We start from the raw sequence: 13,677 nt of genomic DNA on the forward strand, positions 1-13,677 counted from the left end.
GAGTAACCCTTAGAAGTTTTCGGTGGACGTGAACACGCCGACACGCAGGCCGTCGGCGGTATATATCTCGCGGCCGTCAACACTGACCGTGCCATCGGCGATGGCCATGTTCAGCTTGCCCTTGAGCACGCGCTTGATATGAATGTTGTAGGTCACTTTGCGGGCTTCAGGCAACACCTGGCCAAAGAATTTGACCTCGCCCGACCCCAGGGCACGGCCGCGGCCCGGCAGGCCTTGCCAGCCCAGGAAGAAACCGACCAGCTGCCACATGGCATCCAGGCCCAGGCAACCGGGCATGACAGGGTCGCCTTCGAAATGGCAGGCAAAGAACCACAGGTCGGGGTTGATATCCAGTTCGGCGACCAATTCACCCTTGCCGTACTTGCCGCCTTCCTCGCTGATGTGGGTGATGCGATCCACCATCAGCATGTTAGGGGCGGGCAATTGCGCGTTACCTGGGCCGAACAGCTCGCCGCGACTGCAGCGCAGCAGGTCTTCCCGAGTAAAGGCGTGTTGTTTGGTCATGCGAGCTCCTCAATGGTCCCTGCCGGGCAGGGGGCAAATCATCCCGGCCGGCTAAAAAAGGGGCGTGTTTCCCCAGGCCGGCAGCCTAGTCATAGACTAATGCGTTGTGGTTAAAGTCACAGGATGGCGGTCTGATCCCTGCCCATCCGTTCGAATACGTGACCCGCTGACGCAGCGCGCCGTAAGGCGTGCAGTTCAAGGCGCCGCACTGTACCACCGTTGCGCGCCGCTTTGCAGAGGCGATACTGCGCCACTTACGCCAGCCAGCGCTGCAGCAACTGCTGCAGATCAGTACGCTTGAACGGCTTGGCCAGGTAATCGTCCATGCCGGCCTCCAGGCAGGCTTCGCGGTCACCCAGCAGGGCATTGGCAGTAAGCGCAATGATGGGGAGCCCATTGCGCTCTGGCAAGCGCCGAATGCGCCGGGTGCTCTCATAACCATCCACAATGGGTAACCGGCAGTCCATCAATACCGCGTCGAAGGTCTGCTGGCGCACGCTGTCGACCGCCTGCGCTCCATCACCCACCACGCTCACCTCGTAACCCAGGCTGCGCAGCATGGCCTCGATGACTGTCTGGTTGACCGGGTTGTCCTCCACCAGCAATACGTGATGGTTCTGACCCCCTGCCGGGGCATTGGTTCGTGGCACAAGGGTATTGCTCTGCTTGGCCGGGGCCGGCTTGTGGCTCAAGGCCAGCGGCATTTCGAGAGTGAACACCGAGCCGCTGCCTTCGTTGCTTTGGGCACGCAGGGTGCCACCCATGCGTTCGGCGAGGTTGCGTGCAATCGGAAGGCCAAGCCCCGTGCCGCCATAACGCCGGGAAATAGAGCTATCGGCCTGCTGGAACGCCACGAACATACGCTCGAGCGCTTCGGGGTCGATCCCGATGCCGGTATCGGCCACCTGGCAACTGAGCCAGATCAGCCGCTCGTCCAGCACCTGGCAACGCGGTTCCACCTTCACGCTGCCGTGCTCGGTGAACTTCAATGCGTTGCCGATGAGGTTGACCAGGATCTGGCGGATACGGGTTGGATCGCCCAGCACCTGCCATTCATTGAAGCCTGGGTCTGCATCAAGGGTAAGGGCGAGCCCACCTTGTTGCGCACTGTGCTGGAAAGAATGCACGCATTCGCTGAACAACTCGCCGAGGTTGAAAGGGATGTGTTCTAGTTCCAGCCCTGTACGCTCGATGCGCGAGAAATCGAGAATGTCGTTGATCACCTTGAGCAGGTGCTCGGTGGACTGCGTGGCAAGTACGGCGTATTCGTGCTGCTCGTCGTTGAGCGGGGTGGTTTCGAGCAGCTGCAACATGCCTAGCACACCGTTCATGGGGGTGCGCAATTCGTGGCTCATCATTGCCAGGAATTCGGTCTTGGCGTTGTTGGCCCGTTCCGCCTCTTCCCGGGTATGGATCAACTGTTCCATGGCCTCGCGCTGTTCGCGGCTGGCCTGCTCCAGCCCTTGGGCCAGGTCATTGATATGCTGCGCCAGGGCGCCCAGTTCGCTGTTTACCTCCACGGGCAAGGTCGCCTTGAAGTCTCCTTGGCGAATCGCCTTCACTGCCGCGCCCATGTTGCGAATAGGCTGCGACAGCCCGCGGGATAGGCGCCGTGCCATCAGGAACGTCGCGGCCAAGGTGAACAGCGCGAGCACGCCGGCCTTGATAAGAATTTCCTGCTGCCGCTCATTGAAGGCATCGTCGGACATGCCTACCACCACCCGCCCCAGGTAGTCGTCCGCGTGATCAGCGCCGCTCACGCTGCGCTTGAATTCACCACTGGTGGCGTACCGCTGCAGCCGGATAGGGGCCTGGAACACCTGCACAGGGGTCACGGACGCATTGCCGTTGGCGGGTTGCTCCAGGTACACCACGATGTCGTCGTCCCGGTCCTGCACTTCAAGGAAGCGCACGTGCGGAATGCTCAAGGTAGCCCGAAGCAGCCCGTCGAGGACTTCGGTGTTATCGGCCAGTACCCCATACTCCGCCGCCGGTGCCAGCTGATTGGCGATCAGCTGGCCGGTATGGGTCATTTCCTGGCGCAGGTCCTGGATTCGTACGTAGGTAAAGAAGCAGATCAACAGCAACGTCAGCAACAGGGCCGGGCCCAGGCTGATGATCTGTGTTCTGGCGTGAATGTCCCCGCTCCAACGTATGTTCACGGGCGGGCTACTCTGTTGCGAGGGCGTGGCATGCTGATCGCTATTTAATGGCATCGGCTCGGAAGCGGGCATCTTACCCGGGATCCGGAACATTTCCAGAGTTGCCGGCGTCCTTCCAGGTTTCCGGCGATAGTCGGCGCGGCCAGGTCAGCGGCGCCGGGGGGTGGCTCTGCAAGTATCGCTCCGTATAATGACGAACCGTCTACTCAGGTCCCAATGGAAGTCTATATGTCTGAACAGCAACCGATCGCGGTACTCGGCGGAGGCAGCTTCGGCACTGCAGTGGCCAACCTGCTGGGCGAGAACGGCCATCGGGTACGGCAGTGGATGCGTGACCCCGAGCAGGCCGAAGCCATGCGTACCGCGAGGGAAAACCCCCGGTACCTGAAGGGAATAAAGCTCCATCCCGCCGTTGAACCCACCACTGATTTGCCGGGCGTGCTGGAGGGCAGCGAGTTGCTTTTCGTGGCGCTGCCGTCCAGCGCCTTGCGATCGGTGCTGGCCCCCCATGCCGGGGTGTTGGCGGGAAAAATGCTGGTCAGCCTTACCAAGGGTATTGAAGCCAACACCTTCAAGCTGATGAGCGAAATCCTCGAGGAGATCGCACCGGCGGCGCGCCTCGGGGTGATCTCCGGCCCCAACCTGGCGCGCGAGATCGCCGAACACGAGCTCACCGCCACCGTAGTCGCCAGCGCGGACGAAGCCCTGTGCCGGGCCGTCCAGGCAGCACTGCACGGGCGGCGGTTTCGTGTGTACGCCAGCAGTGACCGCTTCGGCGTGGAACTGGGCGGCGCGTTGAAGAACGTGTACGCCATCATCGCCGGGCTGGCGGCCGCCCTGAACATGGGTGAAAACACCCGTAGCATGCTGATCACCCGGGCGCTGGCGGAGATGACCCGGTTTGCCGTGAGCCAGGGCGCCAACCCCATGACGTTCCTGGGCCTGGCCGGGGTGGGCGACCTCATCGTTACCTGTTCATCGCCCAAAAGCCGTAACTACCAGGTAGGCCATGCGCTGGGCGAAGGGCTTACCCTGGAAGCCGCGGTTACCCGCCTTGGGGAAGTGGCCGAAGGGGTGAACACGCTCAAGGTGCTCAAGGCCCGGGCCGACGAGCTGCAGATCTACATGCCGTTGGTCGCGGGCTTGCATGCGATCCTGTTCGAGGGGCGCACCCTTGAACAGGTAATCGGAGCGCTGATGACCGGCGACCCCAAGACCGACGTGGACTTCATCCCCGATAGCGGCTTCGCCTGAGGACTTACCATGACTACGCCCCCCCGTTTCCAGCCCGAGCAGGAATCGATCGCCCTGCGCATTGTGTGGATGCTGCTGTTCCTGTTGGTGTGGCAGGTTGCCCAACTGGTGCTTGGCGCCGTTGTGTTGCTGCAGTTGTTGTATCGCCTCATCTATAGCGCACCCAATGCTGGCCTGATGAGCTTCGGCGACAGCCTCAGCCAATATATGGCCGACATTGGCCGTTTTGGCTGTTTCCACAGCGAACGCAAACCCTGGCCGTTCTCCGAGTGGCCAGCCGCGCGGCCGGCCGAAGGGGAGGTGCAGCATTCGGTGCCGCCAGCGCCCACCGACGTGCGTGACCGGGAGCCTCATCTGTGAGCGAAGCCCGTCTGAAAACCGTATGGATCCTGCGCCATGGTGAAGCGGCCAACACGGCCCCGGATCCGGCCCGGGCGCTTACCCGCACCGGCCGTGAGGAAGTGCTGCGCAGCGCCGCGCACCTGATGGCCGAGCCGTTGCAGAAGATTCTCGCCAGCCCTTACACCCGGGCCCAGGAAACCGCTCGGCTGGTGCAAACTGCATTGGGCCAGAGCGTGGCGCTGCAAACGGTGGATTGGCTTACCCCCGACAGCGACCCCGACCGCGTGGTGGCCGAGCTCGACCGCCTTGGCCTGGATCAGGTGTTGCTGGTGAGCCACCAGCCGCTGGTAGGCATGCTGCTTGGCTTGCTGGACCGAGGCGAGCGTGCAAGCGTGCATGCCATGGGCACCGCAAGCCTGGCCCGGCTGGAAGGCCCCGCGCCCCTGGCCGGCCTGATGACCCTGCGCAGCCTGCGCCATAGTCACTGACAAGGACCTCACCCATGAGCCTGTGGCAAACACTGCCTGACCTGGACGCCCTCAACGCCCGCCAGAAAAACACCATTGGCGAGCTGCTGGATATTCGTTTCGAAGCCATCGGCGAAGATTTCGTGACCGCCAGCATGGCGGTGGACGCGCGCACCCATCAGCCCTTCGGCCTGCTGCACGGCGGCGCCTCGGTGGTGCTGGCCGAAAGCGTCGGCTCCATGGCCAGCATGCTGTGCGTGGACACCAGCCGCTTCTATTGCGTGGGGCTGGAGGTGAACGCCAACCACCTGCGAGGCGTACGCAGTGGCCGGGTCACCGCCACAGCGCGCCCGGTGCACATCGGCCGCACCACCCATGTGTGGGATATCCGCCTGGTGGATGACCAGGGCAAGCCCAGCTGCATCTCACGGCTTACGGTGGCGGTGGTGCCGCTGGGTCAGGTGCCACCGGCGGGGCAAACCCAAGGCTGACCTGTACGCCCTTGCCGATGGCCGATTCGCGCGTTGTAGGCCGAGGCAGGGGCTGGCCACAATCGGCGAGTCATCCGCCCACCGAGCCTGCGTCCATGCCCGAAACGCTATTCTTCGCCCATGCCAACGGCTTTCCTTCGGCCACCTACGGCAAGCTGTTTTCGGCGCTGGCGCCCGAGTTCACCGTCAAGCACCTTGAGCAGCACGGGCACGATCCGCGCTTTCCGGTGCAGGACAACTGGGCTGCACTGGTAGACGAGCTGCTGCACCATCTGGAAGGCGAACCCGAGCCGGTGTGGGGGGTAGGCCATTCGCTGGGCGGGGTGCTGCACTTGCATGCTGCGCTGCGCCAACCCAGCCGTTATCGCGGCGTGATCATGCTGGATTCGCCGCTGCTGGGCAGCAGTGACCAGTGGCTGATCCGCGCCGCCAAGCGCTTTGGGTTGATCGACCGGATCACCCCCGCCGGGCGCACGCTGGGCCGCCGGGAGCGTTTCACCGATCGAGACAGCGCACTGGCGTACTTTCGTAGCAAGGCATTGTTTCGCGGTTTCGATCCCGACTGCCTGGAGGCGTATCTTCAACATGGGCTCAAGCCGGACGGGGAAGGGCTGCGGCTTGCCTTCGATCCCGATACCGAAATTCGCATCTACCGCAGCGTGCCCCACATAAGCCCGGGTCGGCCAAGCCGCCTGGCATTACCGTTGGCGGTTATCGGCGGCGAGGCGAGCCGCGTAGTGTTGCGCCACCACGCCCGCAATGCCCGCCGGCTGCCGCGAGGGGAGTTCCACCTGGTGCCTGGCGGGCATATGTTTCCGCTGGAGCGGCCCCTGGAGACCGCTGAACTGATCCGCGCAGTATTGCGCCGCTGGAAGGCCGAAGCCGCATGACAGACCTTTTCAATGAAATTCGGGTGCGCCTGCCCCACATCGAGTTAGCCGGCAGGCTGCACGGGCCGGAAGACGGCGTACCGGTAATTGCCCTGCATGGCTGGCTGGACAACGCCAATTCCTTCGCCCGCCTGATACCGCGCCTGCCGGGTTTGCGCGTGCTGGCCCTGGACCTGGCCGGCCATGGGCTGTCCGAACACCGCCCTGCCGGCGGGCTGTACCCTCACTGGGAATACGCCCGGGATGTGCTACAAGTCGCCGACCAGCTGGGCTGGGAACGCTTTTCGCTGATTGGCCATTCCATGGGTGCGATCGTGGCCGCACAGCTGGCCGCTGCCATCCCTGAGCGGGTGGAGCGGCTGGTGTTGATCGAAGGCGTGGTTCCCCCCGAAAGCCCTCCCGACCATCCCGCGCAGCGGCTGGGCAAAGCCTTGCGCGAGCAACTGGCGCACGGCACCCGGCGCAAACCGTTCTATGCCAGCGTGGATCAAGCCGTGCGTGCCCGCAGCCTGAGCGGGCTGCCCGTGTCTGAAAGCGCGGCTCGCCTATTGGTAGAGCGTGGCCTGCAACCCGTGGAAGGTGGTTTCACCTGGCGCAGCGACAATCGCCTTACCCTGACCACGCCGCTGCGCCTGGAGCGGGCACAGGCCATGGAAATGGTGCAGCGGATCGAATGCCCGACCCTTTTGCTGCTGGCCGAGGCGGGGTTGTTGACCGGGCTGGGTGATTTGCTGGAACGCCTGCCGTTCGAGCGGGTCCGTTTGCCAGGGGGGCATCATTTGCACCTGGATGATGACGAGGGGGCTGGCCTTGTAGCAGCCTGTATCAATCGTTTCTTTACCCCGCCTTGACTTGATGGCATGGACTGCCGACCCTTGCCCGGTTAACAGGGAGTCCTCAATGCCGTTTCCTTCTACTCGACTTGCCCTTGCCCGCATTCGCAGCGGGCGCCGTTTGCTGTGGTTGCTCTGCCTGCTGCTCTGTGGGGCTACCGCCCACGCCGATGTCGCAGCCAATGCGATGGCAGCCCTCCAGCCCGAAGACGGCCAATTGCTAGACCAGCGAGGCCCCGAGGCCGCCGAACGCTTGTATCCGCTGGGCCCGCTTCGGCGGATCGGCGGGGCGTTGCGCATGGAGGGCCGCTTGCAGGCCCATGGCGAACTCGCCTCGGCCACCTGGGAACTGCCCGCCGAGCGTAACGCCGCAGACGTGTTCAAGGTCGCGCGGCTGGCGCTTCAGGGCGAAGGGAACCGGGCGCTGTTCTGGTGCGAGGGCCGCGAGTGCGGCGAAAGCAACCTCTGGTCCAATGACATTCTCGCCAATACCCGGCTGCTTGGCAGTGACGACCAGCAGGGGTTCCTGCTCGTTCGCCAGGCACGTGAGGGCACCGACACCCTGGTCGCGGTCTACTGTGTACTGCGCGGCAACCGCCGCGTTGCCCTGCATGTCGAAACCTTCGCGCCAGCGGCGCCATTGGGGCAGGTGCTGCCTACCCCCGGCACTGTGTTGCGCGAATTGCGAGAGGCTGGAGAGGTATCTTTCCCTGAATTGGCCCCACCCCCGGCTGCGGACTGGGTCGCGCTGCTGGCACGTGTGCTCAGCCTCGACAGCGCGGTGCGCCTGCGCCTGAGCGGGGTTGCGGCGGATCAGTGGGCAGCTGCTATGGGCAACGCGGGGGTGCGGGCGAATCGCCTCAGTATCGGGGATGCTGCGGGCCAAGGGTTGAAGATGGAGATTGTTCGATGATCAGCACCGATCGGTTGTTGATGCAGATTGCCCTGCTGCTGATGCTGGTGGCGTGCATCTGGGTGATGCTGCCTTTTGTTTCAGCGCTGTTATGGGGGGCGATCCTGGCGTACGCCAGCTGGCCGCTGATGCGCCGGCTCACCGCTGCCCTGGGTGGCCGGCCCACCCTGGCGGCGGCCATCCTCACTGGTGTCTGGATACTGCTGGTATTGCTGCCGCTGGTGTGGCTGGGCTTCAACCTGGCGGATCACGTGCGTGACGCCACCGCATTCGTGCGCGACGTTCAGCTTGAAGGGCTGCCGCCGCCGCCGGACTGGGTCGCCAACCTGCCGTTGGTGGGCGATCGGCTGGGGCGCTTGTGGGCAACCATGGATGCGCAGGGGGCGGCGTTCTTCCAGGGGCTGCGCCCTCACCTTGGCCAGGTGGGCAACTGGTTGCTCGGCCGCAGCGCACGGTTGGGCAGCGGGCTTATCGAGCTGGCCCTGGCCCTGGTTTTCACTTTCTTCTTCTACCGCGACGGGCCGCGCATCTCGACATTTGTGCTGCGCCTGCTGGAGCGGCTGATGGGAGAGCGCGGAAAATATTACCTGGACCTCGTGGCAGACACCGTGCAGCGGGTCGTCAACGGCGTGATCGGTACTGCTGCCGCCCAGGCGCTGCTAGCGCTGATCGGGTTCATGATCGCCGGCGTACCTGGCGCGCTGGTGCTGGCTATCGGCACCTTCCTGCTCAGCCTCATTCCCATGGGCCCGCCGCTGGCGTGGATACCCGCCGTGGGCTGGCTGGTGTGGCAGGAGCACTACGGCATGGCGGTGTTCCTGGGCCTGTGGGGCATGTTCGTGATCAGCGGCGTGGACAACGTGCTAAAGCCCTACCTGATCAGCCGCGGCGGCGACCTGCCAATTGTGATCGTGCTACTGGGGGTGTTTGGCGGGCTGTTGGCGTTCGGCTTTATCGGCCTGTTCCTCGGGCCCACCTTGCTGGCGGTTGGCTACCGCCTGGTGACGGATTGGGCCCGGGAACCAATCAGCGTTTGATAGTTCACGGTCGCGACCAAGGCCGGCTGCTACTCAAGCGCCGTCAGGCGGCGGTGCTGAGGGTGCTGCCCACGCCGCTGGTGCTTTCCAGGCCGTACCGCCGGCTGAGGTTGGCGATCATGCGATTGACGGTGTCGGTGCTGGTCGATGTGCTGGCGCTTTGGGTTGTATCAGTGCTCATGCTCTGCTGCGGGGGCGGCGGGGGCGGGGCCATCGCGGCGGTCAGTTCATCCGTGTCGATTACCCCGTCGCCATCGCTGTCCAGGGCGGAAAACAGTGCGCTACTGTCGCTGTCGGTGCTCATGGCCGCGCTCAATTCGTCGCTGCTGAGCACGCCGTCTTCATCGCTGTCCAGGCTGGACATGAGGTCTTCGGCGTCTTGGCTCGCATTCATGCCGGGCGCCGGCGGGGCCATGGAAGACAGCTCGTCCAGGCTGAGGCTGTCGTCGCTGTCACTGTCCAGGTCGCTGAAGGATTGGCTCAGGCTTACCAGCACGCCGGCCTTGCCTGGGTCGTCGCTGGTTTGAGCGTTGGTCAGCGCGGTCTGTAGCTCGTCAGTGCTGACCTTGCCATCCTCGTCGGTGTCGAGGCTGGTTAGCAATGCCTGCTGGAAGCTGGTTTTGTCACTGCTGCTGCTTTTGCTCGAAGACGAGCTGTAATAGTAACTGGAGGAACTACTGACGCCACTGATCATGGACATGCTCCGCTGTGGTGGGCCGGTGCGGTTCACCGGCGCCTACACAATTGCAACGGATAATGTCTGGGGTATGTGGCCTGTGTATCGCCGCCGATATCAATCCCTTGGCAAGCGCACCACGGCCGTGAGTCCACCGCCGGGCGTTTCGTCCAGCGCCAGGCTGCCACCCAGCCGCTGCGCGGCTTCCCGGGCGATGGTCATGCCCAGGCCTACACCACCGGAGTTGCGGTTGCGCGACCCTTCCAAGCGGAAGAAGGGCTCGAATACCGCTTCGCGCTTCTCGGCGCTGATGCCCGGGCCATGGTCGATCACCCGGATTACCACATGCCCTGGGCTATCGATCAGTTCTACCAACGTGTGCCCGCCATACCGAAGGGCGTTATCCAGCAGGTTGCTCAGGCAGGAGCGCAAGGCCATCGGCTGGGTTTTCAAAGGGGCGCAGATACCGCGCGACTCTGCAGGCAAGCCGTTGTCCTGGGCGTTCTCGCACAGCGACTCCACCAGCGCCTGAACGTCATACCATTGCAGGGCTTCGCTGGTGCGCCGCTCGTGAAGGTACGTCAGGGTGGCGTCCAGCATCCGGATCATATCGTCCAGGTCCTGGCGCATCTGATTTTGCAGTTTTTCATCGTCGATCTGCTCCAGTCGCAGCTTGAGCCGCGACAGCGGTGTGCGCAGATCGTGAGACACGGCGCCCAGCATACGGGCACGCTGCTGCACCTGTTCGCGGATGCGTTGCTGCATCTGGTTGAACGTATACGCCGCCTTTCGCGCTTCGATGGGGCCCGTCTCTTCCATGGGCGGGCTGTCGAGGTTCTCGCTGAGCCGCTCGGCCGCTTCGCTGAAACGGCGGATCGGCCGCGACAGCCAGCGCGCACCCCACCACGCCGCGATCACCAACATGATGATCTGGAACGTCAGTGGCACCACAGGCCCCTCGAAGAATGGCCGCTCGTGAGGAGGCTCGAAGGGGCCCGGGCCGCCAGGGCCAGGGCCGCCGAACTCTTCGGGCCGAGGCGGTTGGTCTGCCATGGGGCCGGGCGCGGTGCCCGGCTGTTGTTGCGTCATCGGCGCTGGCGGACGTGGGCCGCCGGGTGGCCCGGGAAAGCCGTAATAGTGGAACCACATCACCGCAAGGACGTGCGCAAGAATGATGGCAACTACCGAGACGCCGAACAGTCTCGCGAACAGCGTATCGGCCTTGCGCATCAGCCGATTTCCCGGGCGTCGAACAGGTAGCCCTCGCCGCGAACGGTCTTGATCAGCTGGGGCGCCTTGGGATCGTCCCCCAGCTTTTGCCGCAAGCGCGACACCAGCAGGTCGATGCTGCGATCGAACGCTTCGATGGAGCGCCCCCGCGCGGCGTCCAGCAGCTGTTCACGGCTGAGCACCCGCCGTGGCCGCTCGAGGAACACCCACAGCAAGCGGAATTCGGCATTGGACAGCGGTACCACCAGGCCTTCGGCGGAGGTGAGTTGACGCAGCACACTGTTCAGCCGCCAGTTGTCAAAGCGCACGTTGCCGCGTTGCTCGGTACGGTCGTCACGCACCCGGCGCAATACGGTTTGAATGCGTGCCACCAGCTCGCGGGGCTCGAAAGGCTTGGCCATGTAGTCGTCAGCGCCCAGCTCCAGCCCGATGATGCGGTCGGTAGGCTCGCAGCGGGCGGTGAGCATCAGGATCGGAATGTCCGATTCCGCTCGCAGGTGCCGGCACAGGGACAGGCCGTCTTCGCCTGGCAGCATCAGGTCCAGTACCACCACATCGAAGGCCTCGTTCTTCATGGCCTGGCGCATGGCTTCGCCGTCGCTTACCCCATATCCCAGGATGCCGAAGCGGGCGAGGTAGTCGATCAGCAGTTCACGAATCGGCACATCGTCGTCGACGATCAGAGCACGGGTATTCCAGCGCTTTTCGTCGTCCATGGCACTCAGCTTGTCTCGATCAGGGGCGGGGCTCAGGGGTGTGTTCATTCGGGATCGTCTCGGGCCAGGTTGGGCGGCGATAGCTGTAGGGGCCGCGCAACGCGCTCGCCAAAGGTCGGCCAATACGGACCAAAGCGGGGCCGAAGTGGAACCGATGCAGAGCGTGTGCGGGATGGCGGCAGCTTAGGGGCACTGCGTGTCGCCTCGGTTTCTTAAATGTATCGGCCCCGATACAAAAACCTGAACGCCACCGGTCGGTAGCCCGACGCAACGCAAACTTTACGGCGATTTTACGCGGGGGCAGGGCTGTGGGCCTCGTTCCTTTACGCCTTGGCGTCCGACAATGATCACCTCGATCACACATTGGCGAAGGAATTATCAGATGGACGGGAGAGCAGGGTGCTCGTGCCGCGAACTGGGATGGGCAAGCCACCGGGAGCGCCATTATGCACAGTTATGACTATTGGCTCATCCTGGGCGTGGCGGTGTTGGTGTTGGGACCTGCGCCATGGCTGGGGCGGTTCTACTATCGGATCATGGAAGGCGAGCCCACCACGCTGGGGCGGCTGCTGGGCGCGGTCGAGCGGAGCTGTTATCGGCTAGTGGCGATCGACCCCACACGGCAGCAAGGCTGGCAAGCCTACCTGGGCGCGGTGATCGCGTTCAATCTGGCCGGCCTGGTGTTGCTGTTCGGGTTGTTGATGCTCCAAGGGGTGCTGCCACTTAACCCGCAGCAGTTGCCGGGCCTTGAGTGGACGCTGGCGTTCAACACAGCGGTGAGTTTTGTCACCAATACCAACTGGCAGGCCTACAGCGGGGAAGCTTCGCTCAGCTACCTGAGCCAGATGGCCGGCCTTACTGTGCAAAACTTTGTAAGCGCCGCCACGGGCCTGGCCGTGCTGGCCGCGCTGTGTCGCGCAATTGCCCGGCGCAACGCGGCGACCGTCGGTAACTTCTGGGTGGACCTTACCCGCGCCACGCTCTATGGGCTGCTGCCCCTGTGCCTGGTGTTCGCGCTGGTGCTGGTGTGGCAGGGCGTGCCGCAAACCTTTTCCAACTATGTACCCGCGCTCACCGTGCAGGGCGTCGAACAGCTTGTTCCACTCGGCCCGGTCGCGAGCCAGATCGCCATCAAGCAACTGGGCACCAATGGCGGTGGGTTTTTCGGCGTGAACTCGGCACACCCGTTCGAGAACCCCACGGCCTTGAGCAACCTGTTCGAGCTGGCGGCGATCTTGAGTATTCCTGCCGCGCTGGTGTTCATGTTTGGCCATTACGTGAAAGACCTGCGCCAAAGCCGGGCGATTCTGGCCACGATGCTGATTTTGCTAGCGCTTGGCGCCGGCGTGGCGCTATGGGCCGAATACCAGCCCAACCCGCAGCTGCTGTCCCAACTGGCAACCACAGAGCCTTCGCTTGAGGGCAAAGAGGCCCGGTTCGGCACCACGGCGACCACGCTATGGGCCGTGGTCACTACGGCCGCTTCGAACGGCTCGGTGAATGGCATGCATGACAGCCTCAACCCCCTGAGCGGGATGGTAGCGATGGTGAACATGATGCTGGGCGAAGTGATTTTCGGCGGCGTGGGCGCCGGCATCTACGGCATGCTCCTGTTCGTACTCACCGCTGTGTTCCTCGCGGGCTTGATGATCGGCCGCACGCCGGAATACCTGGGCAAGAAGCTCCAGGCCCGGGAAGTGCGCCTGCTGGTGGTCAGTTTGCTGGTGATGCCGCTGGCGGCGTTAGTGCCGGCGGCCGTTGCGGCCTTGCTTCCAGGCACGCCCTCCGCGCTGGCGAACCCAGGCGCCCACGGGTTCAGCGAGCTGTTGTATGGCTACGTATCCGCCGCGGCCAACAACGGTTCGGCGTTCGGCGGCTTCAGCGCCAACACCGCCGTCCATAACCTGCTGCTGGCCGCGGCCATGCTGGTGGGGCGCTTCGGTTACATCGTGCCGGTGATTGCCCTGGCCGGTTGCCTGGCAGCGAAGAAACCCGCGCCGGTTGGCATAGACAGTTTCCCTACCCACGGCCCGCTGTTCGTTACCTTGCTTACCCTCACCATCCTGCTGGTGGGCGGGTTGACCTTCCTCCCTGCGCTCGCGCTGGGCCCGATCGCCGACCAGCTCACCCACGCCTTTTGA

At 64.0% G+C, this 13,677-nt stretch carries 14 protein-coding genes; 9 read left to right on the forward strand and 5 right to left on the reverse strand.

The features are described 5' to 3' along the window. Positions 1 to 9: 9 nt before the first annotated feature. Together fabA and AC3Z8Y_RS06785 are read right to left on the reverse strand one after the other, a co-directional pair. Positions 10 to 525 carry a 3-hydroxyacyl-[acyl-carrier-protein] dehydratase FabA gene (gene fabA, locus AC3Z8Y_RS06780; RefSeq protein ID WP_181114762.1) on the reverse strand — a complete coding sequence of 172 codons (516 nt, stop codon included), beginning with the start codon at positions 523 to 525 and terminating at the stop codon, positions 10 to 12. 254 nt (positions 526 to 779) lie between these two features. Further along, entirely contained in the window at positions 780 to 2,687 is a 1,908-nt protein-coding gene (locus AC3Z8Y_RS06785; protein ID WP_490088996.1) for a response regulator, read from the reverse strand. Between the two features lie 228 nt (positions 2,688 to 2,915). On the opposite strand from AC3Z8Y_RS06785, the gene AC3Z8Y_RS06790 reads away from it, so the two are divergent. The 8 genes from AC3Z8Y_RS06790 (at position 2,916) to AC3Z8Y_RS06825 (ending at position 8,914) form a co-directional block, all read left to right on the forward strand. After that, on the forward strand, positions 2,916 to 3,941 hold the full coding sequence (locus AC3Z8Y_RS06790; RefSeq protein ID WP_490088997.1) for an NAD(P)H-dependent glycerol-3-phosphate dehydrogenase: 1,026 nt from the start codon (positions 2,916 to 2,918) through the stop codon (positions 3,939 to 3,941). A gap of 9 nt (positions 3,942 to 3,950) precedes the next feature. After that, the gene (locus tag AC3Z8Y_RS06795; protein WP_490088998.1) at positions 3,951 to 4,301 is read left to right on the forward strand and encodes a DUF4389 domain-containing protein; all 351 of its coding nucleotides are present in this window, start codon (positions 3,951 to 3,953) and stop codon (positions 4,299 to 4,301) included. Beyond that, positions 4,298 to 4,771 (forward strand): phosphohistidine phosphatase SixA, encoded by a 474-nt coding sequence (gene sixA / locus AC3Z8Y_RS06800; RefSeq protein WP_490088999.1) that lies wholly within the window; start codon positions 4,298 to 4,300, stop codon positions 4,769 to 4,771. The genes AC3Z8Y_RS06795 and sixA overlap by 4 nt, the downstream gene beginning before the upstream one ends. Positions 4,772 to 4,785: 14 nt before the next feature. Further along, the gene (locus AC3Z8Y_RS06805) at positions 4,786 to 5,241 is read left to right on the forward strand and encodes a hotdog fold thioesterase (RefSeq protein ID WP_490089000.1); all 456 of its coding nucleotides are present in this window, start codon (positions 4,786 to 4,788) and stop codon (positions 5,239 to 5,241) included. A gap of 95 nt (positions 5,242 to 5,336) precedes the next feature. Beyond that, positions 5,337 to 6,131, forward strand: a complete 795-nt coding sequence (locus AC3Z8Y_RS06810) for an alpha/beta fold hydrolase (RefSeq protein ID WP_490089001.1) — start codon at positions 5,337 to 5,339, stop codon at positions 6,129 to 6,131. Next, positions 6,128 to 6,982 (forward strand): alpha/beta fold hydrolase, encoded by an 855-nt coding sequence (locus AC3Z8Y_RS06815; RefSeq protein WP_490089002.1) that lies wholly within the window; start codon positions 6,128 to 6,130, stop codon positions 6,980 to 6,982. Before AC3Z8Y_RS06810 ends, AC3Z8Y_RS06815 begins: the two co-directional genes overlap by 4 nt. Before the next feature lie 49 nt (positions 6,983 to 7,031). Further along, positions 7,032 to 7,877, forward strand: a complete 846-nt coding sequence (locus AC3Z8Y_RS06820; RefSeq protein WP_490089003.1) for a DUF4892 domain-containing protein — start codon at positions 7,032 to 7,034, stop codon at positions 7,875 to 7,877. Further along, a complete protein-coding gene (locus tag AC3Z8Y_RS06825; RefSeq protein ID WP_490089004.1) occupies positions 7,874 to 8,914 on the forward strand; it encodes an AI-2E family transporter in 1,041 nt (346 codons plus the stop codon). Before AC3Z8Y_RS06820 ends, AC3Z8Y_RS06825 begins: the two co-directional genes overlap by 4 nt. Before the next feature lie 43 nt (positions 8,915 to 8,957). Here the strand turns inward: AC3Z8Y_RS06825 and xopAW are convergent, their stop codons facing one another. The 3 genes from xopAW to AC3Z8Y_RS06840 form a co-directional block, all read right to left on the reverse strand. Next, positions 8,958 to 9,608: a XopAW family type III secretion system calcium-binding effector gene (gene xopAW, locus AC3Z8Y_RS06830; protein WP_490089005.1), complete on the reverse strand. Its 651-nt coding sequence runs from the start codon at positions 9,606 to 9,608 to the stop codon at positions 8,958 to 8,960. A 99-nt stretch (positions 9,609 to 9,707) separates the two neighbouring features. Continuing rightward, complete coding sequence (locus AC3Z8Y_RS06835) at positions 9,708 to 10,823, reverse strand: sensor histidine kinase (protein WP_490089952.1); 1,116 nt, start codon at positions 10,821 to 10,823, stop codon at positions 9,708 to 9,710. Next, positions 10,820 to 11,584, reverse strand: coding sequence for a response regulator (locus tag AC3Z8Y_RS06840; RefSeq protein ID WP_490089006.1), 765 nt, complete (start codon positions 11,582 to 11,584; stop codon positions 10,820 to 10,822). The genes AC3Z8Y_RS06835 and AC3Z8Y_RS06840 overlap by 4 nt, the downstream gene beginning before the upstream one ends. 398 nt (positions 11,585 to 11,982) lie before the next feature. On the opposite strand from AC3Z8Y_RS06840, the gene kdpA reads away from it, so the two are divergent. Continuing rightward, entirely contained in the window at positions 11,983 to 13,677 is a 1,695-nt protein-coding gene (gene kdpA / locus AC3Z8Y_RS06845) for a potassium-transporting ATPase subunit KdpA (RefSeq protein ID WP_490089007.1), read from the forward strand.

This window comes from Pseudomonas sp. 3MAES_34.3B (genome assembly GCF_058145875.1).